Source organism: Serratia sp. SCBI (assembly GCF_000747565.1).
In the GTDB taxonomy this organism is placed as follows: Bacteria; Pseudomonadota; Gammaproteobacteria; order Enterobacterales; family Enterobacteriaceae; genus Serratia; species Serratia ureilytica.
On the sequence record NZ_CP003424.1, the window covers coordinates 4575289 to 4600911 of the forward strand.

Sequence of the window (25623 nt, forward strand, 5' to 3'; positions counted from 1 at the left end):
AAACAGAGGACAGGCATCCGGTAACGCACCGAACGCCTGGCGAAAAACACTAACTGTTGGTCAAATTTTTTGTGGATTACGCCATTTCGACGCGCGGCTGACGCACCAGCGCCAGCGCCTGCTCCACCACCCGCGCATCGGCGCCCGGCTTGTGGGCGTTCTCGCTCAGATGGCGACGCCACTGGCGCGCGCCCGGCACGCCCTGGAACAGACCGAGAATATGGCGAGTAATGTGGCCAAGATAGGTGCCGTTAGACAGCTCGCGCTCGATATACGGATACAGCGCTTCGACGATCGCCACGCTGTCCGGCACCGCGGTCTGCGCGCCGAACAGTTCGCTGTCGACCCGCGCCAGGATACCCGGATTCTGATACGCCTCGCGCCCCATCATCACGCCGTCCAAGTGCTGCAGGTGCTGCCGCGCCTCTTCCAGCGTTTTCACCCCGCCGTTAATGGCGATGGTCAACGCCGGGAAATCCCGCTTCAACTGATAGACGCGCGGATAGTCCAGCGGCGGCACTTCGCGGTTTTCTTTCGGGCTGAGGCCGGAGAGCCAGGCCTTGCGCGCGTGGATGGTGAACATGTCGCACTCGCCGCGCCCGGCGACGGTCTGGATAAAGTCACACAGGAAGGCGTAGCTGTCCTGATCGTCGATGCCGATGCGGGTCTTCACCGTCACCGGGATCGACACCACGTCGCGCATCGCCTTGATGCAATCGGCGACCAGCGCCGCCTGGCCCATCAGACAGGCGCCGAACATGCCGTTTTGCACCCGATCGGACGGGCAGCCGACGTTGAGGTTAATCTCATCGTAACCGCGCTGCTCCGCCAGCTTGGCGCAATGCGCCAGCGCGGCCGGATCGCTGCCGCCCAGCTGCAGCGCCACCGGATGCTCTTCTTCGCTGTAGGCCAGATAGTCGCCCTTGCCGTGGATGATCGCGCCGGTGGTCACCATCTCGGTGTACAGCAGCGTTTCCTTGGTCAGCAGGCGGTGGAAGTAACGGCAATGACGATCGGTCCAGTCGAGCATCGGCGCGATGGAGAAACGATTGGCGGCGTAGGTTGGGGCGTGGTTGTCTTTCGTCATGCTGAGTTACTGGCTACCTGAGTCTGTCTGGGTTCAACGAACGGCACGCGGCCGCAAACGGCTATTATAACGACAATCGGCGCCGTTGGGAAAACCCGCTTGCCGCCGGCAAAAATAAGCGGAGACAAGGCGAATAAACCCGCTCGTTCAGGTGTTATCTCATTACGGGCGCGCACGGCGCCTCTGCCTTGAGGACATAACCATGAACAGCTTCATTAAACGCCTGCTGGCATCGGCCATTGCCGGCTGCCTGCTGTTGTCCGGCGCGGCGCTGGCGATGGGCGGCGACGGCAGCGGCCAAACCCCGCCAACCTGTCCGAAAGGCCAGGTCTACGACAGCAAAACTCAGACTTGCATGGTAGATAAAAGCGGCAAGGTCGACGACGCCGACCGCACTAACTACGCCTATGCACTGGCGAAAAGCGGCCGTTATCAGGAAGCGCTCGATATGCTCAATACGTTGAAAAATCCCAACACCGCCGTTGCGCTGAACTATCGTGGCTACGCCACGCGCAAACTTGGCCGCACCGATGAAGGGATCGGCTATTATTTAAAATCAGTAGCCCTCGATCCGAAATACCCCAAAGTGCGCGAGTACCTGGGGGAAGCCTATATGCTGAAAGGCCGGCCCGATCTGGCTCGCCAACAGCTGCAGGTGATCCAGTCGCTGTGCGGCACCGGGTGCGAGGAGTACCGCGATTTGGCGGCGGCCATCGACCGCCACCCGGAATCGTGATCCGACGCGCCTGCGGAGGTGACTATCAGCGGCGATGCGATACGCGATGAACTCGGCCACTATCTCTCCCGCCTGTGGCGCTATGCGCTGGTGCTTTCGCACCGGCGGGATGTCGCCGACGATCTGGTGCAGGCCACCTGCCTGCGTGCGCTGGAGCGCGCCGCGCAATTCACCCCGGTTCACACCTGGATCGCTGGCTGTTTTCCATCTTGCACTCCATTTGGCTCAATGAAGTTCGCGCCCAACATCTTCGCCAGGGGCAAGGCTGCATGGCGGCGGAAGAGCTGGGCGATGCGGACAACGGCGAACAGCCGGTCTGGCTCCATGAAGTGATGCGGCGCGTCAGCCGGCTGCCGACGGCCCAGCGCAACGCGCTGTTTCTGGTGTATGTCGAAGGGCTGTCTTACCGGGAGGCCGCAAAAGTGCTGGCGGTGCCGATCGGCACCGTCATGAGCCGTTTGGCGGCCGCACGTCTGGCATTGGCCGATGACCGCCCGTTGGCAAACGACGGCCCGCACCGCAAAGAGCGCCATCCCGCCCCCTTGCCTCCTGCTCGTCGATAACGCCCTATTCCAACGAGCGGATAACCCGGCATGGCTGCCCCAGCGCCAGCACGTTGGCCGGGATGTCGCCGGTAACGATACTGCCCGCGCCGATGGTGGTGCCGTCGCCGATGGTCACTCCCGGCAGGATCACTACGTTGCCGCCGATCCAGACGTTGTTGCCGATGGACACCGGCTGCGCCGAGGTGCGGAAAGGGAAATCCGGATCGCCGGTGAAGCGCTCTGCGGCCTTCAGCGGGTGGCTCGGCGTATAGATTTGCACGTTGGGGCCGATCAGCGTGTTGTCGCCGATGGTGATGGTATTGCAGTCGAGGAACACCGCGTTGACGTTGATAAAACAGTTTTTACCGATGCGGACATGCTGCCCGTAGTCGCACCAGAATGGCGTTTCAATCCAGCTCGCTTCCCCCCAGGCGCCGAACAGCTCGCCGAGCAGGCGGTTTTTCTCGTCCGCCTGATGCGAGTCCAGCGCCCCCAGGCTTTTGATCAACGCCCTCGCCCGATGGTACATCCCGATCAGTTCTTCATCGCGGCTGTTGTACTCCAGGCCGCTTAACAGCTTCTCTCTTTCCGTCATCACACAGGGCTCCTGCTCATCACGCGGGTGAAAGGCGTTATACCGCGCTCGCCCCCCGCTCTCCAGCGCTAAAAACGGCAACGTTGATTTGCCACCCGACGGCGGGGAAAAGTTGTGACGCATCTCTCTTTTAGCGCGTTCGACGCGCCTTTCCCTGCGCTATCATCAGGGGAAAAGGGGGCAACCCTCGGCGATTCGCCGTAATCATGGTAAAATCGGCTTTTTTACGTACCGGGATATTTGCGATGAACTCAACCACCCAGGAAAAGCTGCTGGCGCAGGCTGAACGCCTCTGCCAGCAACGCAATGTGCGATTGACGCCGCAACGGCTGGAAGTGCTGCGTCTGATGACTCAGCAACCCGGTGCAATCAGCGCATATGACCTGCTCGATCTGCTGCGCGTCGCCGAACCGCAGGCCAAGCCGCCGACGGTATACCGCGCGCTGGATTTTCTGCTGGAGCAAGGGTTTATCCATAGAGTGGAATCGGCCAACAGCTACGTGCTGTGCCACCATTTCGAACAGCCGATGCATACGTCCGCGCTGTTTATATGCGACCGCTGCGGCCAGGTGACCGAACGCACCACCGAAGGCGTGGAGGAAACGCTGCAGAAGCTGGCGCAGGAAGCCGGATTTGCACTGCGGCACAGCGTGGTGGAAGCGCACGGTCTGTGCGCCGGTTGCGTTGAAGTTGAAGCTTGTGACAGCAAGCATGACTGCGCCGAACACGATCACAGCATCGCCATCAAGAAGAAGTAAGACGAAGTCAGGTACTTCCCTGTACCTGCGGCCGGGGCGCCAGAGGATGGAGCGACGCCGGCCTGCGCTGTTGCCGGCCGCCGTCAGTGGCGGCCCTGCGTGTTACCAGCGGTGTTTGGTGTGATCTTCCCAGGCCTTCACCTCTTTTTCGGCCGCCTCTTTCTGGTAACCGTAGCGCTCCTGAATTTTGCCGACCAGCTGTTCGCGTTTCCCTTCGATGACCGTCAGATCGTCATCGGTCAGCTTGCCCCATTTCTCTTTCACTTTGCCTTTCAGCTGCTTCCAGTTACCGTCGGCTTGATCTTTATTCATAGTCTCTCCGTTAACCTGTGGTGAATCAGTGATCCCTGTTGCCGGCCGGGGTTAACCAGAAATTTTTCTGGCCGATGCTTCCTTCACCTTAAGAAGCACCGCTCCCCTTCATTTACCAGCCACATGATTCATTCTAGTTAAACATGGAAATAAAAAAGCCAAAACACAGAATAAAAAACCATTAACAAACAAAATAAAAACAAAAGACGCTAACAAACAACGAACTAACGCGAACAGATCAAGGCTGAAAACATGTAAGCAAACATGATCAAAATCATAAGAAAAGCTAACCATTAACCCAACAAAACGTCCGGTTTAATGTGCAGTAAACCAGCTGCCGCGCACCTGGTGACGGTGCCAAATCCAGCCCAATGCCACGCCACGCAACGTCAGAAACACCGCCAGCGCCAGCCAGAGCCCGTGGTTGCCAAGCAGCGGCACACTGAACAGCGTCAGACCGTACCCTGCCGCGGCCACCGCCATGCTGTTACGCATCTCAGCGCCGCGCGTGGCGCCGATAAACATGCCATCCAGCAAATAGCACCACACCCCGACCAGCGGCAAAATGACCTGCCACGGTAAATAGTGGGCGGCCAACGCGCGCAGCTCCGGTAGGGAGGTCAACGCCGCCACGATCTGCTGGCCGGTAACGGCATACGCTAGGCCGAAGGCCAACGCGACCAGCCCCGCCTGCCTGCAGGCCGCGTGCCACACCTTACGCAGTTGGCTGCCGTCCCGGGCGCCGTAGGCGTGGCCGGAATGGGCCTCCACCGCATAAGCGAAGCCGTCGAGCGCATAGGCGGTAAACGTCAGCAGGTTCATCAACACCGCGTTAACCGCCACCACATCGCTCCCCAGGCGAGCGCCGAAAATGGTCAACGACGCAAAGCACAGCTGCAGCAGCAATGAACGCAACATGATGTCGCGATTGAGCGCCAGCAGGCGACGCAGATCGCCACGCCAGGCCTGACGCAACATCGCCAGGGTAATACCACGCAGACGCATCACCCGCCACGCCAGCCACAGGCCGAGCAATAGCGTGGCATATTCGGCGATGGCGGTGGCCGCCGCCGCCCCTCGCACGTTCCAACCCAGGCCCATCACCAGCCAAATATCCAGCACGATGTTCAGCAGGTTGCCGACGATCAGCAGGATCACCGGCGCACGCACGTACTGCACGCCGAGCAGCCAGCCCAGCAGCACCAGGTTGGCCAGCGCCGCTGGCGCACTCAACCAGCGGATCTCAAGAAAACGCCGCGCCTGCTCCAGCACCTCGCCATCGCCGCCGACGATCCGCAGCGCCAGTTCAATAAGCGGGTAGCGCAACAGGACGATCGCCCCCCCGGCCAACAACGCCAGCAGCAGCGGTTGCATAAAGGCGCGCGCCAGCGCCTGCGGGTTCTTCGCTCCCAGCGCCTGCGCCGCGAGGCCGGTGGTGCTCATGCGCAGGAACAGCAGCAGCATGAACAGGAAGCTGGTCGCCACCGCGCCGATCGCCACGCCTCCCAAATAGATCGGGCTGTCGAGGTGGCCGATCACCGCGGTGTCCACCAGCCCGAGCAGCGGCACGGTGATATTGGAGAAAATCATCGGCAGGGCGAGGCGCCACAGGGCTTTATCGGTGTCGCTGGTGAAGGCGGAAATCAGGCGCATGATGGGATGTTCCTGTGACAGAGTGACGAATGGCGAAGTCAGAAACAAAAACGCCCCAAAACAGGGGCGATTGATACAGGGAGCGGCGGTGATGGCGCGGCGATTAAATCCAGTCGCCGTTGCGGATCACGCCGACCGCCAGCCCTTCGATCGTGAAATTCTGCTGGCGCAGATCGACCACGATCGGTTGGAATTCGTTGTTTTCCGGCAGCAGTTCAACCACGTTGCCGTGCTTTTTCAAGCGTTTGACCGTCACTTCGTCTTCGATGCGCGCGACCACGACCTGGCCGTTGCGCACGTCTTGCGTTTTGTGCACCGCCAGCAGATCGCCGTCCAGAATGCCGATGTCGCGCATCGACATGCCGTTCACCCGCAACAGGAAATCGGCGCTCGGTTTGAACAGGGATGGATCCACCTGGTAGTGCCCTTCGATGTGCTGCTGCGCCAGCAGCGGCTCGCCGGCGGCGACGCGGCCGATCAGCGGCAGCCCTTCTTCTTCTTCCATCAGCAGGCGGATACCGCGCGACGCGCCGGAGACGATTTCGATCACGCCTTTGCGTGCCAGCGCCTTCAGGTGCTCTTCGGCGGCGTTAGGCGAACGGAACCCCAGACGCATCGCGATCTCGGCACGCGTCGGCGGCATGCCCGTTTGCGAAATATGATCGCGAATCAGATCGTAGACCTCTTGCTGTCTGGTAGTTAGTGCTTTCATTCCGCCCCCTGTTTGTTTATACAGTCTTGCTGTGAGTATATACAGGTAAGCGCGGATTGGGAACCGAAGAATAAATAAAAATCAGTCAGTAGGCGCTTTGCGTCAGCCGAAATGCTGCCACAAGACCGTGCCCCAAACGAACAGCGCGAGTACGATCGCCAGCGACACCGCCGCCGATCCCATGTCCTTGGCCCGCCCGGACAGCTCATGGTGTTCGCTGCCGATGCGATCCACCACCGCCTCGATCGCGCTGTTCAGGATCTCGACGATCATCACCAGCGCCACCGATCCGATCAATAAAATGCGCGCTATCGCACCCACGTCCAGCCAGACAGCCAGTATGATAGCCAGGAGGGTCACCACCAGTTCCTGGCGGAACGCCGCCTCGTGTTGCCAGGCGGCGGAAAGCCCTTTATAAGAATAGCCGGCGGCCTTGATGATGCGGGTCAATCCGGTTGCTTGGTTTGCCATGTTTTCGTGCCTTTCTCAGAGGTCGGTCATAATAAAAAGAGTCTAGAACAGTCCGCGCTGACGGCTCTCGGTTTTCGAACACCACAGATCTGCTACCCGGTTTCTGGTATGCTTGCGGCGCATTGCTAACAAGAGGCTTCACGTTGTTATGTCAGGTTGGCGTAAAATTTATTATAAAATATTGAATTTACCACTTAAATTGTTGGTAAGAAGTAAGGTCATCCCTTCAGATCCGGTTACCGAGTTAGGGTTGGATCCCTCACGGCCGATTTTGTATGTTTTACCTTACAATTCCAAGGCGGATTTGCTGACGCTGCGCACCCAGTGCCTGGCGCAGGATCTGCCCGATCCGCTCAACGCGCTGGAGATCGACGGCACCGTGCTGCCGAGCTACGTGTTCATTCACGACGGCCCGCGCGTGTTCCGCTACTACACCCCGAAAGAAGAGTCGGTAAAGCTGTTCCACGATTACCTGGATCTGCATCGCAGCAATCCGGATCTCGACATTCAGATGCTGCCGGTTTCGGTCATGTTCGGCCGCTCGCCGGGCCGCGAAGGCCACGGCACGCCGCACCTGCGTCTGTTGAACGGCGTGCAAAAATTCTTCGCCGTGCTGTGGCTCGGCCGCGACAGCTTCGTGCGCTTCTCCAACACCGTTTCGCTGCGCCGCATGGCTACCGAACACGGCACGGATAAAACCATCGCGCAGAAACTGGCGCGCGTGGCGCGCATGCACTTCTCGCGTCAGCGCCTGGCCGCAGTAGGCCCAAGCCTGCCGGCTCGTCAGGATCTGTTCAACAAGCTGTTGGCGTCCAAAGCGATCGAAAAAGCGGTCGAGGACGAAGCGCGCAGCAAGAAGATCTCGCACGAGAAAGCCCAGCAGAACGCCATCGCATTGATGGAAGAGATCGCCGCCGACTTCTCCTACGAAACCGTGCGTCTGTCCGATCGCGTGCTGAGCTGGACCTGGAACCGGCTGTATCAGGGCATCAACGTCACCAACGCCGAGCGCGTGCGCCAGCTGGCGCAGGACGGCCACGAGATCGTCTACGTGCCCTGCCACCGCAGCCACATGGACTATCTGCTGCTGTCCTACGTGCTGTATCACCAGGGCCTGGTGCCGCCGCACATCGCTGCGGGCATCAACCTCAACTTCTGGCCGGCCGGCCCGATCTTCCGTCGTCTGGGCGCGTTCTTCATCCGCCGCACCTTCAAGGGCAACAAGCTTTACTCGACGGTGTTCCGCGAATACCTCGGCGAGCTGTTCACCCGCGGTTACTCGGTGGAATACTTCGTGGAAGGCGGCCGTTCCCGCACCGGGCGTCTGCTGGAACCGAAAACCGGCACCCTGTCGATGACCATCCAGGCGATGCTGCGCGGCGGCGCCCGTCCGATCACGCTGGTGCCTATCTACATCGGCTACGAGCATGTGATGGAAGTGGGCACCTACGCCAAAGAGCTGCGCGGCGCCACCAAGGAAAAAGAGAGCCTGCTGCAGATGCTGCGCGGCCTGCGCAAACTGCGCAATCTGGGCCAGGGTTACGTCAACTTCGGCGAACCGCTGCCGTTGACCGCTTACCTCAACCAGCACGTGCCGCAGTGGCGCGAGTCGATCGATCCGATCGAGGCTCAGCGCCCAAGCTGGTTGACGCCGACGGTCAACGATCTCGCCGGCCAGATCATGGTGCGCATCAACAATGCCGCCGCGGCCAACGCCATGAACCTGTGTTCCACCGCGCTGCTGGCCTCCCGCCAGCGTTCGCTGACCCGCGAACAATTGCTCGAGCAGCTCGAGTGCTACCTGCAGCTGATGCGCAACGCGCCTTACGCGCATGACGTCACCGTACCGACGCAGACGCCGGACGAGCTGCTGGATCACGCGCTGAACATGAACAAGTTCGAGGTGGAAAAGGACAACATCGGCGACATCATCATTCTGCCGCGCGAGCAGGCGGTGCTGATGACCTATTACCGCAACAACATCCACCACCTGCTGGTGTTGCCGTCGCTGATCGCCAGCATCGTCATGCATCATCGCCGGGTATCGCGCGCCGAACTGCTGCGCCAGATTGGCATGATTTACCCGATGCTGAAAGCCGAGCTGTTCCTGCATAACGACAAGGAGCAGCTGCCGGACGTACTGCGGCCGATGATCGACGAGCTGATCCGCCAACAGCTGATCTGCGACAAAGGCGACGAGCTGGTGCTGAACCCGGCGCGCATTCGCCCGCTGCAGCTGCTGGCCGCCGGGGTGCGCGAAACCCTGCAACGCTACGCCATCACTATGTCGATCCTCAGCGCCAACCCGAGCATCAACCGCGGCGCGCTGGAGAAAGAGAGCCGCATCATGGCGCAGCGTCTGTCGGTGCTGCACGGCATCAACGCGCCGGAGTTCTTCGACAAGGCGGTATTCTCCACCCTGGTGGCGACGCTGCGCGAAGAAGGCTACATCAACGACAGCGGCGATGCGATCCGCGAGCACACCCTCGAGGTGTACAACATGCTGAGCGATCTGATCACGCCGGAAATCAAGCTGACCATCGAAAGCGTCAACATGCCGGAAGAGACCAACGCTCTGCCGCAAACCGATGCGCAAGAAGAGAAAGACGAGTGATTTCACCCGGCGCGGAAACACAAAAGGCACCCCTTGGGGTGCCTTTTTTCTTGCTGCAGGAAACCGTTACGCCGGCAGATAGCTGAGCGCGATGCCGATAAACACCACCAGCCCAACATAATTGTTCTGCAGGAAGGCCTTGAAACAGGCCTCGCGCTCGCGCCCGGCGATCTGCTTCTGCTGGTGAATGAACAGCGCGCCCGCCAGCAACAGCGACCAGTAAAACGCGCCGCCGAGCTGCGCCAGATAACCGACCCACACCAGCAACAACAGCGTCGCGAACTGCAACAGCCCGACGATCAGCTTGTCATAACGCCCGAACAGGATGGCGGTGGACTTGATGCCTATTTTCAGATCATCGTCGCGATCGACCATCGCATACAGCGTGTCATAGGCCACCGTCCAGCAGATGTTCGCCAGCAGCAGCAGCCAGCAGCTGAGCGGCAGCGATTCGCTGACCGCCGCATAGCCCATCGGAATGCCCCAGCCGAACGCGGCGCCCAGCACGAACTGCGGCAGGTTGGTCACCCGCTTCATAAAAGGATACACCCAGGCCAGCGCCAGCGCCGCCAGCGACAGCCAGATGGTCATCGCATTCAGCGTCAACACCAGGCAGAACGAGATCAGCACCAGCACCACGAACAGCACCTTGGCCTCTTTCGCGCTCACCCGGCCGCTCGGCATCGGCCGCCCGGCAGTGCGCTTTACGTAGCCGTCCACCGCGCGATCGGCGTAATCATTCACCACGCAGCCGGCGGCGCGCATCAGGAACACGCCGAGCACGAACACCACCAGAATCGACAGCGGCGGCACGCCTTTCCCGGCCAGCCACAGCGCCCACAGCGTCGGCCACAACAGCAACAGCGTGCCGATCGGTTTATCAATGCGCATCAAATGGCTGTAAGCCCGCCATTTACTTTGAGTCACGCTTCCCTCCAACGTCTTGCTCTCCTCTCTTATGCGGGAACCGCTGAATACAGCGGCGAAGCCGGTAAAAACAGTTCGGTCAGCAGCAGCGGCTTGCCCGCCAGCCGCAGCCGTGAACGACGCGCCCACAGCGCGTCCTGCCGGCCGATATGGATATAGTCGCGGGTCAGATCGCCGCTGCTGAACAGATAGCGCCCGAGCGGCAGCGTCCCCAGATCCACCAACGCCTGATCGGGGCCGGTCAGCGTATGTTCCGGGATCACCGTGCGCCCCAGCAGCCAGGGCTGGTCGTCGCCCAGCAGCACCACTTCGCGCAGCCAGTAGCGCGGGCTGTCGGGCAGGTGGTTCGCCTCGTCGCCCAGCGCCTCGCGCGTGACGAAGCATTCGCGCTGCGGTTCAACGCGCACCTGGGCGCAATGGCGTTCAAATCGGCGGGTCATGGAGCCTAACTCCATCAGCCAGTCGCTGACGGCGGCGGGCGCCGGAGGATCCTGTTCGGATAACCACTCCAGCGGCGGCAGGATGGAATCCCTGATGCCAGACATTGCTTTACTCCTCGCCTGAACCGCAGCCGGTACGGCGCGCCAGACGATACAAACTGTTAACAGGCCCCCATTGTAGCGCAGAAATGCGAAAGCGGCAGGCTGATTCGTGGCGAAAACGGCAGGCCTATCGGCCGGAAAAACCGGGGTTCTGTCATCTTTTTGCCATCCGCATTCTCTATCTTCATTTCCCGGCGCGCTGACGATTCTGTGATCGCCCGCAAAGTTTCAGCTTCCTCGCGTTGTGTTATCTACGCGCGTAGATACCCTGATACGGCAGCGTTGAATCGCCATGCGTCCGACATGATTTGTCGGCACACCTTTGTTGCCGGCACCAGGGAAACCATCTTTAACCGCGCCCCTCCAGGCGCAGAACAAAAGAGGATAGCACTGCCATGAGCGAAACAACGCTTGCCCCTTCACAGACCGCCGACGCCGCGCTGGCGGCCGATGAACGCCTGGCGACCAAAGAGGGGCGCAGCCAATTTTGGCGCGCCACCTTCTCCTGCTGGCTCGGCACCGCCATGGAATACGTCGACTTCGCGCTGTACGGCCTGGCGGCCGGCATGGTGTTCGGCGACGTGTTCTTCCCGGAAGCCACGCCGCTGGTGGCGCTGCTGGCCAGTTTCGCCACCTACTCCGTCGGCTTCGTCGCGCGGCCGATCGGCGCGCTGGTGTTCGGCTGGATCGGCGACCGCAAAGGCCGCCGCGTGGTGCTGATCACCACCGTGGCGCTGATGGGCCTCTCCACCACGCTGATCGGCCTGATCCCGTCCTATGCGCAAATCGGCGTCTGGGCGCCCGCCTGCCTGGTGATCCTGCGCTTCGCGCAGGGGTTCGGCGCCGGTGCGGAGCTGTCCGGCGGCGCGGTGATGCTGGCGGAATACGCGCCGGCCAAGCGGCGCGGGCTGGTGGCGTCGATCATCGCCATCGGCTCCAACAGCGGCACCCTGCTGGCGTCGCTGGTATGGCTGCTGGTGCTGCAGCTGGACAAGGAAGATCTGATGAGCTGGGGCTGGCGCATTCCGTTCCTCGCCAGCATTCTGATCGCCGGGGTGGCGCTGTACCTGCGCCGTCACGTGCGGGAAACGCCGGTGTTCGAACGCGAGCTGCAGCAAAACCACCAGCGCATGCTGGACGCCGCCCAGGCCGCGCCGGATACGCGCAGCTACCTGCAACGTACCAAAGCGTTCTGGGTGATGCTCGGCCTGCGCATCGGCGAAAACGGCCCTTCCTACCTGTGCCAGGGCTTTATCGTCGGCTATGTCGCCAAGGTGCTGATGGTCGATAAATCGGTGCCGGCGTTGGCGGTGTTGATCGCCTCGCTGTGCGGGTTCCTAGTGATCCCGCTGGCCGGCTGGCTGTCCGATCGCTTCGGCCGCCGCATTACCTACCGCTGGTTCTGCCTGCTGCTGGTGCTGTACGCCTTCCCGGCGTTCTGGCTGCTCGACAGCCGTGAACCGGCTATCGTCATCTCGGTGATCGTGGTCGGCATGTGCATCGCGTCGCTGGGGATCTTCGGCGTTCAGGCGGCCTACGGCGTCGAACTGTTCGGCGTGAAGAATCGCTACTCCAAGATGGCGTTCGCCAAAGAGCTCGGTTCGATCCTCTCGGGCGGCACCGCGCCGCTGATCGCCACCGCGCTGCTGTCCGGTTTCGGTCACTGGTGGCCTGTCGCCTGCTATTTTGTTGTAATGGCGGCCATCGGCTTAATCACCACCTTCTTTGCTCCCGAAACCCGCGGCCGCGATCTCAACCTGCCGCAGGACGCCGCGTAGCGAGAAGGCGAACAGGATCCCAATTTGGATAATCACTCCGCGCGACGCGTTACCCGCGCCGACGTGGCCCGCGTAGCGGGCACCTCCGTCGCCGTGGTCAGCTATGTGATCAACAACGGCCCGCGCCCGGTGGCGGAAGCCACCCGGCTGCGCGTGCTGGCGGCGATCGAGCAGACCGGCTACCGGCCGAACGACATCGCGCGGGCATTGGCCTCCGGCAGCACGCAAACCTACGGGCTGGTGGTGCCGGATATTTCCAACCCGTTCTTCGCCACGCTGGCGCGGGCGCTGCAGCAGGAGGCCTTTAGCCGCGGCCGCGTGCTGCTGCTGGGCGACGCCGGCGATGACCGGCAGCGCGAGTATGAGCTGATCAATAACCTGCTGCGTCGCCAGGTCGACGGCCTGCTGTACACCAGCGTCGATCGCCATCCGTGGTTCGATCTGATCCGCGCCTCCGGCACGCCCTGCGTAATGATAGACACCATCGACAGCCAGGCCGGCGTCTGCGCCATCCGCGTCGACGAGCGCGACGCCGCCTGCCAGGCGACCCGCCATCTGCTGCAGCACGGCTATCGCGACATCGGCATTTTTATCGGTCCGCTAACCATGCTCAACGCGCAGGATCGCCTGAACGGTTGGCGCGATGCGCTGCTGGAGGCGGGAATTGCGCCGCGCGACGAGTGGATTTTCGAGGCGCCTTACACCCGCCAGGGCGGCTACCAGGCCACCCAGCGCATGGTGCAAGGCCCGCGCCCGCGCGCCGTTTTCACCTCCAACGAGCAGCAGGCGCTCGGCTGCCTGTCGGCGCTGGCGGAGCATGGGTTGCGCGCGCCGGACGATCTGGCGCTGATCTGTTTTAACGGCACGCAGCAATCCGAATTCAGCGTGCCGCCGCTCAGCGCGGTCGAGCAGCCGATCGACGCCATGGCCAAGCGGGCCATCGCCATGCTGGCCGCCGGCGCCGCGCCCGCCGAGCTGCATGAATTCGCTTTTCAACTGCGCATCCGCCGCTCGTGCGGCTGTTAGCGGTTTTTCAGGACACCTTCTATGCGTTTGATCATTGATTGCGATCCCGGCAACGGCGTTCCCGGTGCCAACGTCGACGACGGCCTGGCGCTGGCCCTGGCGCTGGCGGCCAAACCGCAGCTGCAGCTGGAACTGATCAGCATCGTGGCCGGCAACACCCCGCGCGAAGTGGGCTTCGCCGTCGCCAGCGAGCTGCTGGCGCAAAGCGGCTACCAGGTGCCGGTCGCCCTCGGCGCGGCGCGCGCCCTGAGCGAGCCGCCGGAGCCATGGCGCGCGCATCTGGACAGGCCGCTCGCCGATCCCAAGCTGGCGGCGCTGTGGCGCGACTTGCCCGCGCCCTCACTCGCCAACGCGCCCGCACCGGACGCCGCCATCGCCATCGGCGAGCTGATCTGCCGCCATCCCGGCGAGATAACGCTGGCGGCGATCGGCCCGCTGACCAACGTTGCGCACGCCATGCAGCTGTACCCGCAGATGGCGCAGGCGGTGAAAGAGATCGTGATCATGGGCGGCGTGTTCAACGTCGAGGGATACATCAAGGACACCAATTTCGGCCTGGATCCGGAAGCCGCGCGGCTGGTGCTGAACAGCGGCGCCGCTATCACGCTGGCGCCGCTGGACGTCACCACCCAGACCATGCTGACCCAGGCGGATCTGGCCGCACTGACGCAGCCGGATACGCCGCTGTGCCGCTATTTGCGCGCCACCACGCAGCCGTGGATCGATTATTCGCGCCATACGCGGCGCCTGCCGGGCTGCTGGATCCATGATGCGCTGGTGATCGCCTGGCTGCTGGCACCGCAGCTGGTCACGACCGAGATGTTCCATGTGGATGTGGCGCTGGAAGGGGCGCTGACGCGCGGCAGCTCACGCCGTTGGCGGCCGGACAGCCTGCGCCTGACGGTCGGCATGCCGCCGCCGCAGGGCAAGCCGGTGCGCATCATGCAGCAGGTCGATAACGCCCGTCTGCTGGCGTTGATTGGCGCAACGCTGGCCCGCGGATGAAAAAAGGTGCGCCAAAGCGCACCAATCATCGAGCCAGCATCGGCAGCGTCGGGTGTTACCCCTTGCCTTTTACGCTGCTGATAAACGTTTTACGCGCAGTGGTCGAGCCCAGTTTCTCGGCCTCATTCATCAGTTTCAGCGCCTTGTCGATATCGCCCGCCTTCACCGCCTGCTTGATGCCGTTATTGAAGTAGCTTTCGGTATCGTTGAGCATCGGCTCCGCCGGTTTCTCCGGCGTCGGTGCAGGCGCCGTCACGGCGGCCGGTGCGGTTGATCCCACCACCACCGGCGCCACGGTCGGCGCAGGCTGCAGCATGCCAATCATCACGTTGCCGGTGCCCTGTTCCGCGGTCACCTTGAGCTTCAGCGTGCCGGTCGTCGCGTGGCCGGCGATCGGATCCGGGATATCCGGCACTGCGTTGCCCACGCCCTGCGCGTAGGCCTTGGCCGGGTTAGTCAGCTGCGTGGTTTTCGCCAAATCCTGACGGGTGGTGTACACCAGCAGGTAAATCTGTTTTTGACCGAGCGCCGGCGTCAGTTTCAACGTGCCTTCGAGGCGATCGGAGGACATTGCTCCCGGCGGCTGATACGGGAAATAGCTGCTCGGGTAATACGCCGCCGGGCGCAGATGCTCGTCCAGCACCAGCACGCTCGGCGCGTACAGCGAATTGTTCTTGGCGAGGCTGCTCAGCGTCACCTCCAGCGAACCGCGATCGGCCGGCAGCGTATAGGCGGCGATCGCCCCCTGAATGTCGCCCTGATTGAGCTGCGGGCTAACGGCGTCGAGCTTCACTTCTTGCGACACCGGCGGTTGCAGCGGCTGCCACGGCAGGCTTTGCAGCGTGGCGGCGCTGATGGCCGGGGCGACGGAAACGTTGGCCGGCGTATCGGCGTTGGCCGCCAAAGGCGCGCCGACGGTCAGCGCCAGCGACAGGCAGAGTGACAGCAGATTCTTTTTCATCGTTATATCCTCTTTCAGCACCGCGGCGGATCAGGCAAGAGATCGGGCCGCGGCGAATGCGGTTGGGGGAGAGCCGGCGGCCCTCCCCGTCCTGTCGTTACCACCAAATTTCCATCTGGGCGCCGAAGGTGACTTCGTCATCCTTACCGCGGCTGAAGGTATGCATGCTGGTGTCGTTGTAAGCGGTGCCGGCGTTATACCCGGTGTCATCGCCGGTGGCGTAGCCCCACTTCTCGTCCCACTTGGCGTAGGTGGCGAACAGGCGGATGGCCGGACGTGACCAAATGCTGTTGCCCGCCTGCCATTGCTGCGCCAGGGTCACTTTATACTGGCCGTTGCGATCGCCGGTGCGCTGAGATTTGACATTGTCGTAGCCGGCTTCCAGCAGGGTGCTCATGATCGGCGTCCATTTGTACATCGGGCGCACGCCCACGGTGTACCAGGTGGTGCCGTTGTTGTTGTCGCGGTCGATGTCCTGGAACATGGCGACGTACATCAGCGCCCACTGATCGTTGAAGTCGATGGCGCCGTGATCCAGCACGCGGATCATCTTGCCGTTGTTATCGATGGTGGCGCCTTCGTTACGGCCGTTGTTCTGCGAGGTCATCGAGTCGGTGGCGTACTGCAGCACGAATTTGTTGTAACCGTTCAGGATGCTTTGCGTGTGTTCGGCGGTGAACATCCAGCCGTCTTTGCTGGCGCCGTCGGCCAGGCGGTAGTTATCCTGCGCATTGGCGCGGCCGTAGTCCACGCCCAGCTCCAGGGTGCCGCCCGGGTTCAGCTCCAGCCCGGCCAAGCGCACGTCGAAGGTATCGTTGACGGTCGGACGCTGTTTCCATTCGTTGTCCAGGTAGCCGTAAGAGCCGCCGGATTCCGAGTTGCGGGTCACGGCGGCGGACAGCTTGCCGAAGCCCAGATCGATGTTTTCCAGACCGGCGCCCGGGCCGGAGATATCCCAGTAGTAGAAGTCGATCATATGAACGTCATGACGCTGATAGAAACGCTTACCGGCCCACAGCGTGGAGCCCGGCAGCCACTCGATCAGGTTTTTACCCTGCACGTTCACTTCGCGGAAGCCCGGGGTCACGTCTTCCCAGTCAGAACGCTGCGAGACCGAATAGGCCAGGTTAGTGTCGAAATAGAAGCTCTTGTCGCCTTCTTTCCACACTTCCTGCCCGAGTTTCAGCTCGGCGTAGGTTTCGCACTCGTTGCCGAGACGGTATTTGCTCGCGGCGCCGGTGGCCTTGAAGCACTGTTGCTCACCGCCGCTGCCGGTCCAGCCGATGCCGGAACGGGCGTAACCGTGGAAATCCACGGCCAGCGCCTGAGTAGAGAGAACACCGGCGGCGACAGCCAGTGCCAGAGGAAGTTTGCGCAGAGTAGTCATCATTATTCTCCTGTTATACCGACTTTGATGCTTTAAACGCCCGGCTCCTGGTGCAGCCGTTTACATGCCGTACCGTCTTCACGGAACAGGTGGCAGCGGTGAGGCGGCAGGCCGATGGCGAATGTGGCACCTTCTTCTACCAGCACCACGTCATTCTGGCGGTACACCAGGTTTTGACGGATGGCCGGGATTTGGATATGGATTTGCGTCTCGTTGCCGAGCTGCTCCACCACCTGCACGTCGCCGGTAAGCCGCACTTCAGAGGCTTCGCCGGGCAGCAGATGTTCAGGGCGAATGCCCAATGACAGGTTGGCGCCGGCTTGGACGCCCGCGCCTTCCACCGGCAGCCAGACCAGCTGGCGGTTGGGCAGTTCGACCTGCACCTGTCGCGGCTCCGCCGCGGTGACCTTGACCGGCAGGAAGTTCATCTTCGGTGAGCCGATAAACCCGGCGACGAAGCGGTTGGCCGGGTAGTGGTACAGTTCCAGCGGCTTGCCGACCTGCGCCACGCGACCGGCGTCGAGCACCACGATCTTGTCGGCCAGCGTCATCGCTTCGACCTGATCGTGGGTGACGTAAATCATGGTGCGCTGCAGGCGCTTGTGCAGACGGGAGATCTCGATGCGCATCTGCACCCGCAGCGCGGCGTCGAGGTTGGACAGCGGCTCGTCGAGCAGGAACACGTCCGGCTCGGCCACCAGCGTGCGACCGATCGCCACGCGCTGACGCTGCCCGCCGGACAGCGCCTTCGGCCGCCGATCGAGCAGGTGCGCCAACTGCAGCACCTCGGAGACCTGGTTCACCCGTTGATTGATTTCCGCTTTCTTGGCGCCGGCCAGCTTCAGGCCGAACGACATGTTGTCCGCCACCGACAGGTGCGGATACAGCGCGTAAGACTGGAACACCATGCCGATGCCGCGCTCGGAAGGCGGCACTTCATTCATGCGTTTCTCGCCGATCAGCAGGTCGCCGGAGGTGATGTCCTCCAGCCCGGCGATCATGCGCAGCAGCGTCGATTTGCCGCAGCCCGACGGCCCGACAAACACCACAAACTCGCCGTCTTCGATGGTCAGATTGACGTCTTTGGAAATCACGGCCTCACCGAAGGCCTTATAAACGCTGCGCAGTGTCACGCTAGCCATGCGTTACTCCCCTGCTTTCGCAGTTAACATGTCGTGTGAAAATGGCGGAGGCAAAGCCCGCCAAAACCCATTGATGACCCTCTTGCTGCGCGCCGTGCTGCCATGCCAACGGCAAGGTCGCCTCAGACGGCGCGGCCGCCTGAGTATAAGGCTGCAGGTTTATCAGCGCTTCAAGGCATTGATCCTGATGGGTAATAAGTAAGCGCACCACGCCATCGCGCTGGCTGACCGCGCTCAGCTCGCCGCGCTGGAAAAGCGGCGAACGGCGCAGGGCCAGCAGCGTCTGGCAGTAACGCAAGGTGGAGTGGCTGTCGTGCTGTTGGCGACTGATGGCCAACGCGCGGTGTTCGATCGCCACCTGCTGATACCAGCTGACTTCGCCGGCGGTGACCTGTTCAGGCGCTTCATGCCACGGCATCGGCGTTTGCGCGCCGCGCGGATCCTGCAGGCCGGCGGCGTGCGGCAGCCCCAGCTCCTCGCCCTGGTACAGGCAGATCGGCGCCGGCAACATCGCCAGCAGCGTCAAAAAGGCGGCGGCGGAACGCAGGTCGCCCTGCCCCCAGCGGCTGACCACCCGAGGCTGATCGGCGTCGCCGGTGCTCCACAGGCTGTCCGCCAACGTGGCGCGGCGGGCGTGCAGCACCGCCACCAGCTTTTCCGCGCTGAACGGCATCACGTCGAGCGCCAGCGCGCCGTGGGCGAACCGCTGCACGTCGGCGGCATGACGAACGCGATGGGCTTCGTCGGCGTACCACAGCGTCAGCCCTTCGCCCGTCACCGCCGTTTCGGCCTCCGGCGCCAGCGTCTGCGGCAGCAACAGACCGTCGATCGACAGCGCTTTCAGGTACGGCAGTGCCGCCAGCATGCCGTGCGCGTCGCCCACGCCGTCCCCGTTTCCGTCACGGAAACTGGCCGGATGGATCCGGTACAGGGTGGGCTGAGTGGCGATAGGCATTGGCGACATAAATCCGGTATCCCTGCTGCGCGTGGCGTTGAAAATCGATGGGCCGATAGTGCGGGAGTCGCCGGAAAGGGTAATCATCCGTAACAGGATTTTTCATGGGGGAGGAGACGGGAGGATGAGAGAACGACCGCGGCGATGAGAAGTTCCGCGCTTAAGGCAAATCTGTGATCAAGCCGGCAAAAATCGCCCCCTATTTTGTGCCTGACGCCACAGAATAGAGCGCAACGTTAACTGGATCACACTCCTCATCTCAGGGGCGTAGAGGGGGGAGGATGAGAATATGTCGCGTTGTGACCCACTATGATCGCGAAACGTCTCTCCTTGATTTATGTGCCCACAAAAAGAAGGACTGGATTATGACTCGCAGCATTACCCTCGCCCGTACGCTGGCGCTCTCGGCACTGGCTACTCTGGTGCTCTCTTCTTCCGCCTTCGCCAAGATAGAGGAAGGCAAACTGGTTATCTGGATCAACGGCGACAAGGGCTATAACGGCCTGGCCGAAGTCGGCAAGAAATTCGAAAAAGACACCGGCATCAAAGTCACCGTCGAGCATCCCGACAAGCTGGAAGAGAAATATCCGCAGGTGGCCGCCACCGGCGACGGCCCGGACATCATCCTCTGGGCCCACGATCGCTTCGGCGGCTATGCGCAGTCCGGCCTGCTGGCCGAAGTCCACCCGTCCAAAGCCTTCCAGGATAAGCTGTTCCCGTTCACCTGGGACGCCGTGCGCTATGACGGCAAGCTGATCGGCTACCCGATCGCCGTCGAAGCGCTGTCGCTGATTTACAATAAAGACCTGGTCAAACAGCCGCCGAAGACCTGGGAAGAGATCCCGGCGCTGGACAAACAGCTGCGCGCCAGCGGCAAAAGCGCCATCATGTGGAACCTGCAGGAACCCTACTTCACCTGGCCTATCATCGCCGCCGACGGCGGTTATGCCTTCAAGTATGAGAACGGCAAATACAACATCAAGGATGTCGGCGTCGCCAACGCCGGTTCGCAGGCCGGCCTGCAGTTCATCGTCGATCTGGTGAAAAACAAACACATCAACGCCGATACCGATTACTCGATCGCCGAAGCCGCGTTCAACAAAGGCCAGACCGCGATGACCATCAACGGCCCGTGGGCCTGGAACAACATCGAGCAGAGCAAAATCAACTACGGCGTGACGCTGCTGCCGACCTTCAAAGGCAAACCGTCCAAACCGTTCGTCGGCGTGCTGACCGCCGGCATCAACGCCGCCAGCCCGAATAAAGAACTGGCGACCGAGTTCCTCGAGAACTATCTGCTGACCAACGAAGGGCTGGCGGACGTCAACAAAGACAAACCGCTGGGCGCGGTGGCGCTGAAGTCCTACCAGGAAACGCTGGCCAAAGATCCGAAGATCGCCGCCACCATGCAGAACTCGCAAAACGGGGAGATCATGCCGAACATTCCGCAGATGAGCGCTTTCTGGTACGCCGAACGCAGCGCGGTGCTCAACGCCGTCAGCGGCCGCCAAACGGTGAAAGCCGCGTTGGACGATGTGCAGACCCGTATCACCAAGTAATGTCGTCGTGCGGGGCACCGTGGCGCCCCGCCGTTGCTTCACAGAAAGGAACGCCCTATGCAATTCGCTCACGCCGGGACGCCTGCGCGTAAAAAATCGAAGTGGTGGCAAAGCGACGCGCTGAAATGGCTGGTGGTCGGCCTGTTCAGCCTGGTGACCTGCTACCTGATTGTGTTGATGTATGCACAGGGTGAATACCTGTTCGCCATCCTGACGCTGATCCTGGTCAGCGCCGGGCTTTACGTCTTCGCCAACCGCCGCGCCTACGCCTGGCGCTATGTGTATCCCGGCGTCGCCGGCATGGGATTGTTCGTCCTGTTCCCGCTGATCTGCACCATCGCCATCGCCTTTACCAACTACAGCAGCACCAACCAGCTGACGTTTGAGCGCGCGCAATCGGTATTGATGCAGCGTCAGTTCCAAAGCGGCAAAACGTTCACCTTCGGCCTCTACCCGGCGGAAAACCAGCAGTGGCGCCTGCAGCTGACCTCGCCGGACAGTGAACAGCCGCTGATTTCCGAGCCTTTCCGCCTCGACGCGACGCCGCCGCTCCCCCTGAAATTGACGGCCCAGAGCGCCGCGCCGCAGGGCGAACCCGCCACGCTGCGGGTGATCACCCAGAACCGGCAGGCGCTGAGCCAACTGGTGGCGCAGCTGCCGGACGGCGATGAATTGCGCATGAGCTCCCTGCGCCAGTTCTCCGGCACCCGCCCGCTGTATGCGCTGGACCAAGACGGCAGCACGCTGACCAATAACCAGACTCAGGTGCGCTACCGGCCGAACGGCGACATCGGCTTCTATCAGGCGATCAACGCCGACGGCGGCTGGGCGCAGGAAACCCTGAGCCCAGGCTATACCGTCACCACCGGCTGGAAAAACTTCCTGCGGGTGCTGCAGGACGAGGGCATCAAAAAACCGTTCGTGTCGATCTTCATCTGGACCCTCGTGTTCTCGGTGATGACGGTGATCCTTACCGTGGCGGTCGGCATGGTGCTGGCCTGCGTGGTGCAGTGGGAGGCGCTGAAAGGCAAGGCTATCTACCGCGTGCTGCTGATCCTGCCCTATGCGGTACCGTCGTTCATCTCGATCCTGATCTTCAAAGGCTTGTTCAACCAGAGCTTCGGCGAGATCAACATGATGCTCAGCCACCTGTTCGGCATCAAACCGGCCTGGTTCAGCGATCCGCTCACCGCCAAGAGCATGATCCTGATCGTCAACACCTGGCTCGGCTACCCGTACATGATGATCCTGTGCATGGGGCTGCTGAAGGCAATCCCGGACGACCTGTATGAGGCCTCGGCGATGGACGGCGCCAACCCGTGGCAAAACTTCTTCCGCATCACCTTCCCGCTGCTGATCAAGCCGCTGACGCCGCTGATGATCGCCAGCTTCGCCTTCAACTTTAACAACTTCGTGCTGATCCAGCTGCTGACCAACGGCGGCCCGGACATGATCGGCACCACCACGCCGGCCGGCTATACCGATCTGCTGGTCAGCTACACCTACCGCATCGCCTTCGAAGGCGGCGGCGGGCAAGACTTCGGGCTGGCGGCCGCCATCGCCACGCTGATCTTCCTGTTGGTGGGCGCGCTGGCGATCCTGAATTTGAAAGCCAGCAAGATGAACTTCGATTAGGGAGAATAACGATGGCCATGGTTCAACCCAAATCCCAGCGCCTGCGCCTGTGGATGACCCACATTTTGATGCTGTGCTTTATCGCCCTGATCATGTTCCCGCTGCTGATGGTGGTGGCCATCTCGCTGCGCGCCGGCAACTTCGCCACCGGCAGCCTGATACCGGAAACCCTCTCCTGGGATCACTGGCGGCTGGCGCTCGGCTTCAGCGTCACCCACGCCGACGGCAGCGTGACGCCGCCGCCGTTCCCGGTGCTGCTGTGGCTGTGGAACTCAGTCAAGATCGCGGCGATCACCGCCATCGGCATCGTGACGCTGTCCACCACCTGCGCCTACGCCTTCGCCCGCATGCGTTTTCGCGGCAAGAGCACGCTGCTGAAAAGCATGCTGATCTTCCAGATGTTTCCAGCGGTGCTGTCGCTGGTGGCGCTGTACGCCTTGTTCGATCGCCTGGGCCAGTACATTCCGTTTATCGGCCTCAACACCCACGGCGGCGTAATCTTCGCCTATATGGGCGGCATCGCGCTGCATGTCTGGACCATCAAGGGCTATTTCGAAACCATCGACAATTCGCTGGAAGAGGCGGCGGCGCTGGACGGCGCCACGCCGTGGCAGGCGTTCCGGCTGGTGCTCCTGCCGCTGTCGGTGCCGATTCTGGCGGTGGTGTTCATTCTGTCGTTTATCGCCGCCATCACCGAGGTGCCGGTGGCGTCGCTTCTGCTGCGCGATGTGAACAGTTACACGCTGGCGGTGGGCATGCAGCAATATCTCAACCCGCAGAACTACCTGTGGGGCGATTTCGCCGCCGCCGCGGTGCTGTCGGCGATACCGATTACCGCCGTGTTCCTGCTGGCGCAGCGCTGGTTGGTGGGCGGCCTGACGGCCGGCGGCGTGAAGGGGTAATTTGTGCCACTGCAGTGCGTTTGATGTTTTTCCTTATCTTTTACCCTATGGATTTCAAGTTACAGCCAGGCGACCAGCTCGCTAAGCCCAGGCGCTTACTTCAGTAAGTAACTGGGGTTAGCGAGTGCAGTCAACAACGCTGTCGCTTGAAAGACGACGGGTAATGATATCCTGTGTCTTTGGCGGCCTTTGGCCGCCATTTTTATCGCTACTCCCGTTTCAGCCGATCGGTGTTGGCCAGATAGAGCGTCACCACCAGCACCAATATCGCCGCCGCGTAGATCAGGGTGTCGATGGGATTTTTGTGATCCACGATAATCAAACGAATAATCGCGGTAATGCCGATATAAATAAAATAGCGCAGCGGGAAATGATAACCCGACTCAAAATACTTGACGATCAAGGCGATAAATTCAAAGTACAGAAAATAAATCACGATGCCTTCAATCAACAGGTAAGAGGACGACTCTTCACTGTTGATAAATAACACCTTCGCCAGATGGATGGTTTCCTTAACCAGAAACACCACCAGAATTGCCGCCAGCAGCAACAGGCCCACGTTCAGCACTCGCTGCAGCCCTTTCGCTATCATTATCGAACGCGACGTTTTTGCCATAAAACCTCTCTCTGAATACCGCTTATATGATTCAACCTTGCCAATATAGGCATTGTCCTAAAAATTACGCCCTTCGCGAAAGCACTTTAAACTCCATTTAATTCATAAAGTTATAATAAGATGTTTCTGGCTTATAGATTTGTAGCAAATCGAAATGTCAACTATCATGGGTCACAGAGATCTTTACATAAAACCAATAACCTCGAATTAACAAGGGAATTCTTTATGCGCGCTAAACTTAACGGACTGGTCGCTGCGGGCCTGTTTACCTGTGCATTGTCCGGCCACGCCGCCGGCCTGGTAGCCCCTGACAACGATCTGCGTAACGATCTCGCCTGGTTGTCTGACCGCGGCGTCATCAACGTCAGCCTGTCCACCTGGCCGCTGAGTCAGGAAGAGATCAGTTCCGTTATCGCGCAGGCCAAACCGGTCACCAATACCGAGAAAAACGTCATCGACCGCGTGCAACGCCGCGTTGACGCCCTCAAAGCCAACATCCGCGTCAGCGGTTACGCCTCGACCGATAAACCCGGCACCCCGCAGGGCTTCGGCCAAAACGAGTACGCCGACGATCGCCTGACCATCGGCGCCGGTGCCAACGGCGAGTTCTGGGACGTGCGTCTGCAGGGCTCGGTGGAAGGCGACCAGCGCGTCAGCGACGGCTCCAAATTCAATATGAACGGCTCCTACGGCGCGGTGAAAATCTGGAACCAATGGCTCTCCTTCGGCGAGGTCTCCCAGTGGTGGGGCCCGGGTTACGACGGCAGCCTGATCCGCTCCGACGCCGCGCGCCCGGTCGCCGGCTTTATGCTGCAGCGCGCCGACCAATCGCCGTTTGAAACGCCGTGGCTGTCGTGGATCGGCCGCTGGCAATACCAGTTGTCCGCCGGTCAGCTGTCGCAGTACGCTGCCGTGCCGGATACCAAACTGATCGGCGGTCGCCTGACCATGATGCCGACCGATTTCCTGGAGCTGGGCGCTTCGCGCGTCATGATGTGGGGCGGTGATGGCCGTCCGCACTCCTGGCGTTCCTTCTGGGATGGCGTAACCGGCAACGACAATACCGGCGATCCGAAAAACGATCCGGGCAACCAGTTGGGCGGTTTTGACTTCAAACTCAAACTGCAGCCGCTAGTCGGCATGCCGGTCAGCCTTTATGGCCAAATCACCGGCGAAGATGAAGCCGGCATGTTGCCTTCGCATAATGCCTATATGTTGGGGCTTGAAGGCCATCCGGAATGGGGTCCGACCACCATCAACTGGCATATCGAAGGTTCTGATACCCGTTCTAACGGCAACGCCAACAACGTGATGTACAACCACTACATCTATCGGGGCGGTTACTACCAGCAAGGTTACCCGCTGGGCCATGCGATGGGCGGCGACGGCCAGATGCTGTCCGGTCGCGTCGAGCTGGTGCTGGACGACAGCCAGCGTTGGAGCACCCGCTTGGTATACGCCAAGGTGAATCCGAACAACCAAACCATCAACCGGGCATTCCCGCGTTCCGATACGCTGAAAGGCATTCAGCTCGGCTGGGGTTACACCTTCCCGTCACAGGTTAAGTTCGACACCAGCCTGTGGTACACCGACAGCGATCACAGCACCGCCGATGACGTGGGCGCCGGCGTCAGCTTCGAAGTGCCGATCAACCTGTAACTTTTCGCAGACGTAAAAAAACCCGCCGCGGCGGGTTTTTTTATTG

Annotated in this window: 23 protein-coding genes and 1 pseudogene; 11 read left to right on the top strand and 13 right to left on the bottom strand. The window is 61.4% G+C overall.

Annotated features, from left to right (window positions below; genetic code table 11):
• Positions 1 to 76: 76 nt before the first annotated feature.
• The gene (gene dusA / locus SERRSCBI_RS21315; RefSeq protein WP_042785464.1) at positions 77 to 1087 is read right to left on the bottom strand and encodes a tRNA dihydrouridine(20/20a) synthase DusA; all 1011 of its coding nucleotides are present in this window, start codon (positions 1085 to 1087) and stop codon (positions 77 to 79) included.
• Positions 1088 to 1289: 202 nt separating this feature from the next.
• On the opposite strand from dusA, the gene SERRSCBI_RS21320 reads away from it, so the two are divergent.
• Positions 1290 to 1823: a tetratricopeptide repeat protein gene (locus SERRSCBI_RS21320; protein WP_042785465.1), complete on the top strand. Its 534-nt coding sequence runs from the start codon at positions 1290 to 1292 to the stop codon at positions 1821 to 1823.
• A gap of 18 nt (positions 1824 to 1841) precedes the next feature.
• Positions 1842 to 2386, top strand: a pseudogene (locus tag SERRSCBI_RS21325) (RNA polymerase sigma factor).
• A gap of 4 nt (positions 2387 to 2390) precedes the next feature.
• Here SERRSCBI_RS21325 and SERRSCBI_RS21330 read toward each other — a convergent pair.
• Positions 2391 to 2963 (bottom strand): sugar O-acetyltransferase, encoded by a 573-nt coding sequence (locus SERRSCBI_RS21330; protein ID WP_042785466.1) that lies wholly within the window; start codon positions 2961 to 2963, stop codon positions 2391 to 2393.
• Between the two features lie 245 nt (positions 2964 to 3208).
• Between SERRSCBI_RS21330 and zur the strand changes: the two genes are divergently transcribed.
• The gene (gene zur / locus SERRSCBI_RS21335; protein WP_015379223.1) at positions 3209 to 3721 is read left to right on the top strand and encodes a zinc uptake transcriptional repressor Zur; all 513 of its coding nucleotides are present in this window, start codon (positions 3209 to 3211) and stop codon (positions 3719 to 3721) included.
• Between the two features lie 102 nt (positions 3722 to 3823).
• Here the strand turns inward: zur and SERRSCBI_RS21340 are convergent, their stop codons facing one another.
• From SERRSCBI_RS21340 to SERRSCBI_RS21355, 4 genes are all read right to left on the bottom strand, one after another.
• Positions 3824 to 4033, bottom strand: a complete 210-nt coding sequence (locus tag SERRSCBI_RS21340; protein ID WP_004936743.1) for a CsbD family protein — start codon at positions 4031 to 4033, stop codon at positions 3824 to 3826.
• A gap of 315 nt (positions 4034 to 4348) precedes the next feature.
• Positions 4349 to 5686: an MATE family efflux transporter DinF gene (gene dinF / locus SERRSCBI_RS21345; protein WP_033644406.1), complete on the bottom strand. Its 1338-nt coding sequence runs from the start codon at positions 5684 to 5686 to the stop codon at positions 4349 to 4351.
• A gap of 103 nt (positions 5687 to 5789) precedes the next feature.
• Positions 5790 to 6398 (bottom strand): transcriptional repressor LexA, encoded by a 609-nt coding sequence (gene lexA / locus SERRSCBI_RS21350; protein WP_025160136.1) that lies wholly within the window; start codon positions 6396 to 6398, stop codon positions 5790 to 5792.
• Positions 6399 to 6500: 102 nt separating this feature from the next.
• The gene (locus tag SERRSCBI_RS21355; RefSeq protein WP_015379225.1) at positions 6501 to 6869 is read right to left on the bottom strand and encodes a diacylglycerol kinase; all 369 of its coding nucleotides are present in this window, start codon (positions 6867 to 6869) and stop codon (positions 6501 to 6503) included.
• A 148-nt stretch (positions 6870 to 7017) separates the two neighbouring features.
• Here SERRSCBI_RS21355 and plsB point away from each other — a divergent pair, with 148 nt between their 5' ends.
• Positions 7018 to 9483: a glycerol-3-phosphate 1-O-acyltransferase PlsB gene (plsB, locus tag SERRSCBI_RS21360; RefSeq protein WP_033644405.1), complete on the top strand. Its 2466-nt coding sequence runs from the start codon at positions 7018 to 7020 to the stop codon at positions 9481 to 9483.
• A 66-nt stretch (positions 9484 to 9549) separates the two neighbouring features.
• On the opposite strand, the gene ubiA is transcribed toward plsB, so the two are convergent.
• Positions 9550 to 10422, bottom strand: a complete 873-nt coding sequence (gene ubiA, locus SERRSCBI_RS21365; protein ID WP_025304455.1) for a 4-hydroxybenzoate octaprenyltransferase — start codon at positions 10420 to 10422, stop codon at positions 9550 to 9552.
• Between the two features lie 17 nt (positions 10423 to 10439).
• Positions 10440 to 10955, bottom strand: a complete 516-nt coding sequence (gene ubiC / locus SERRSCBI_RS21370) for a chorismate lyase (protein WP_033651214.1) — start codon at positions 10953 to 10955, stop codon at positions 10440 to 10442.
• 392 nt (positions 10956 to 11347) lie between these two features.
• On the opposite strand from ubiC, the gene SERRSCBI_RS21375 reads away from it, so the two are divergent.
• Genes SERRSCBI_RS21375 through SERRSCBI_RS21385 form a run of 3 tightly spaced genes read left to right on the top strand, consistent with a single transcriptional unit; the run spans position 11348 to position 14761 of the window.
• Positions 11348 to 12730, top strand: coding sequence for an MFS transporter (locus tag SERRSCBI_RS21375; protein ID WP_033651213.1), 1383 nt, complete (start codon positions 11348 to 11350; stop codon positions 12728 to 12730).
• Between the two features lie 24 nt (positions 12731 to 12754).
• Positions 12755 to 13756: a LacI family DNA-binding transcriptional regulator gene (locus SERRSCBI_RS21380; RefSeq protein ID WP_042785467.1), complete on the top strand. Its 1002-nt coding sequence runs from the start codon at positions 12755 to 12757 to the stop codon at positions 13754 to 13756.
• 21 nt (positions 13757 to 13777) lie between these two features.
• A complete protein-coding gene (locus SERRSCBI_RS21385) occupies positions 13778 to 14761 on the top strand; it encodes a nucleoside hydrolase (protein WP_042785468.1) in 984 nt (327 codons plus the stop codon).
• Between the two features lie 55 nt (positions 14762 to 14816).
• Here the strand turns inward: SERRSCBI_RS21385 and malM are convergent, their stop codons facing one another.
• From malM to SERRSCBI_RS25395, 4 genes are all read right to left on the bottom strand, one after another.
• Positions 14817 to 15722, bottom strand: a complete 906-nt coding sequence (gene malM, locus SERRSCBI_RS21390) for a maltose operon protein MalM (RefSeq protein WP_033651211.1) — start codon at positions 15720 to 15722, stop codon at positions 14817 to 14819.
• 97 nt (positions 15723 to 15819) lie between these two features.
• Complete coding sequence (locus tag SERRSCBI_RS21395; RefSeq protein ID WP_025304461.1) at positions 15820 to 17109, bottom strand: maltoporin; 1290 nt, start codon at positions 17107 to 17109, stop codon at positions 15820 to 15822.
• Positions 17110 to 17141: 32 nt separating this feature from the next.
• A complete protein-coding gene (gene malK, locus SERRSCBI_RS21400) occupies positions 17142 to 18251 on the bottom strand; it encodes a maltose/maltodextrin ABC transporter ATP-binding protein MalK (protein WP_033651210.1) in 1110 nt (369 codons plus the stop codon).
• Positions 18244 to 19215, bottom strand: coding sequence for an alpha-amylase family glycosyl hydrolase (locus SERRSCBI_RS25395; protein WP_042785804.1), 972 nt, complete (start codon positions 19213 to 19215; stop codon positions 18244 to 18246). Before SERRSCBI_RS25395 ends, malK begins: the two co-directional genes overlap by 8 nt.
• Positions 19216 to 19571: 356 nt before the next feature.
• Between SERRSCBI_RS25395 and malE the strand changes: the two genes are divergently transcribed.
• From malE to malG, 3 genes are read left to right on the top strand one after another with little or no spacing between them, the layout of a single operon-like run.
• Complete coding sequence (gene malE, locus SERRSCBI_RS21410; RefSeq protein WP_033651209.1) at positions 19572 to 20765, top strand: maltose/maltodextrin ABC transporter substrate-binding protein MalE; 1194 nt, start codon at positions 19572 to 19574, stop codon at positions 20763 to 20765.
• Positions 20766 to 20822: 57 nt separating this feature from the next.
• Complete coding sequence (malF, locus tag SERRSCBI_RS21415; RefSeq protein ID WP_042785469.1) at positions 20823 to 22400, top strand: maltose ABC transporter permease MalF; 1578 nt, start codon at positions 20823 to 20825, stop codon at positions 22398 to 22400.
• A gap of 11 nt (positions 22401 to 22411) precedes the next feature.
• On the top strand, positions 22412 to 23302 hold the full coding sequence (gene malG / locus SERRSCBI_RS21420; RefSeq protein ID WP_033651207.1) for a maltose ABC transporter permease MalG: 891 nt from the start codon (positions 22412 to 22414) through the stop codon (positions 23300 to 23302).
• A 208-nt stretch (positions 23303 to 23510) separates the two neighbouring features.
• On the opposite strand, the gene psiE is transcribed toward malG, so the two are convergent.
• Positions 23511 to 23918: a phosphate-starvation-inducible protein PsiE gene (psiE, locus tag SERRSCBI_RS21425; RefSeq protein WP_015379238.1), complete on the bottom strand. Its 408-nt coding sequence runs from the start codon at positions 23916 to 23918 to the stop codon at positions 23511 to 23513.
• 225 nt (positions 23919 to 24143) lie between these two features.
• On the opposite strand from psiE, the gene SERRSCBI_RS21430 reads away from it, so the two are divergent.
• Entirely contained in the window at positions 24144 to 25577 is a 1434-nt protein-coding gene (locus tag SERRSCBI_RS21430) for a capsule assembly Wzi family protein (RefSeq protein ID WP_042785470.1), read from the top strand.
• Positions 25578 to 25623 lie beyond the last annotated feature (46 nt).

Excerpts from the sequence above, each read along its gene's own strand:
- malG (WP_033651207.1), top strand. The coding sequence starts at position 22,412 with ATGGCCATGGTTCAACCCAAATCCCAGCGCCTGCGCCTGTGGATGACC.
- SERRSCBI_RS25395 (WP_042785804.1), bottom strand. The coding sequence starts at position 19,215 with ATGTCGCCAATGCCTATCGCCACTCAGCCCACCCTGTACCGGATCCAT.
- dusA (WP_042785464.1), bottom strand. The coding sequence starts at position 1,087 with ATGACGAAAGACAACCACGCCCCAACCTACGCCGCCAATCGTTTCTCC.
- SERRSCBI_RS21355 (WP_015379225.1), bottom strand. The coding sequence starts at position 6,869 with ATGGCAAACCAAGCAACCGGATTGACCCGCATCATCAAGGCCGCCGGC.
- ubiC (WP_033651214.1), bottom strand. The coding sequence starts at position 10,955 with ATGTCTGGCATCAGGGATTCCATCCTGCCGCCGCTGGAGTGGTTATCC.
- lexA (WP_025160136.1), bottom strand. The coding sequence starts at position 6,398 with ATGAAAGCACTAACTACCAGACAGCAAGAGGTCTACGATCTGATTCGC.
- malF (WP_042785469.1), top strand. The coding sequence starts at position 20,823 with ATGCAATTCGCTCACGCCGGGACGCCTGCGCGTAAAAAATCGAAGTGG.
- SERRSCBI_RS21375 (WP_033651213.1), top strand. The coding sequence starts at position 11,348 with ATGAGCGAAACAACGCTTGCCCCTTCACAGACCGCCGACGCCGCGCTG.
- malE (WP_033651209.1), top strand. The coding sequence starts at position 19,572 with ATGACTCGCAGCATTACCCTCGCCCGTACGCTGGCGCTCTCGGCACTG.
- SERRSCBI_RS21330 (WP_042785466.1), bottom strand. The coding sequence starts at position 2,963 with ATGACGGAAAGAGAGAAGCTGTTAAGCGGCCTGGAGTACAACAGCCGC.
- malM (WP_033651211.1), bottom strand. The coding sequence starts at position 15,722 with ATGAAAAAGAATCTGCTGTCACTCTGCCTGTCGCTGGCGCTGACCGTC.
- SERRSCBI_RS21340 (WP_004936743.1), bottom strand. The coding sequence starts at position 4,033 with ATGAATAAAGATCAAGCCGACGGTAACTGGAAGCAGCTGAAAGGCAAA.
- SERRSCBI_RS21385 (WP_042785468.1), top strand. The coding sequence starts at position 13,778 with ATGCGTTTGATCATTGATTGCGATCCCGGCAACGGCGTTCCCGGTGCC.
- psiE (WP_015379238.1), bottom strand. The coding sequence starts at position 23,918 with ATGGCAAAAACGTCGCGTTCGATAATGATAGCGAAAGGGCTGCAGCGA.
- plsB (WP_033644405.1), top strand. The coding sequence starts at position 7,018 with ATGTCAGGTTGGCGTAAAATTTATTATAAAATATTGAATTTACCACTT.
- zur (WP_015379223.1), top strand. The coding sequence starts at position 3,209 with ATGAACTCAACCACCCAGGAAAAGCTGCTGGCGCAGGCTGAACGCCTC.
- dinF (WP_033644406.1), bottom strand. The coding sequence starts at position 5,686 with ATGCGCCTGATTTCCGCCTTCACCAGCGACACCGATAAAGCCCTGTGG.
- SERRSCBI_RS21395 (WP_025304461.1), bottom strand. The coding sequence starts at position 17,109 with ATGACTACTCTGCGCAAACTTCCTCTGGCACTGGCTGTCGCCGCCGGT.
- SERRSCBI_RS21320 (WP_042785465.1), top strand. The coding sequence starts at position 1,290 with ATGAACAGCTTCATTAAACGCCTGCTGGCATCGGCCATTGCCGGCTGC.
- SERRSCBI_RS21430 (WP_042785470.1), top strand. The coding sequence starts at position 24,144 with ATGCGCGCTAAACTTAACGGACTGGTCGCTGCGGGCCTGTTTACCTGT.
- malK (WP_033651210.1), bottom strand. The coding sequence starts at position 18,251 with ATGGCTAGCGTGACACTGCGCAGCGTTTATAAGGCCTTCGGTGAGGCC.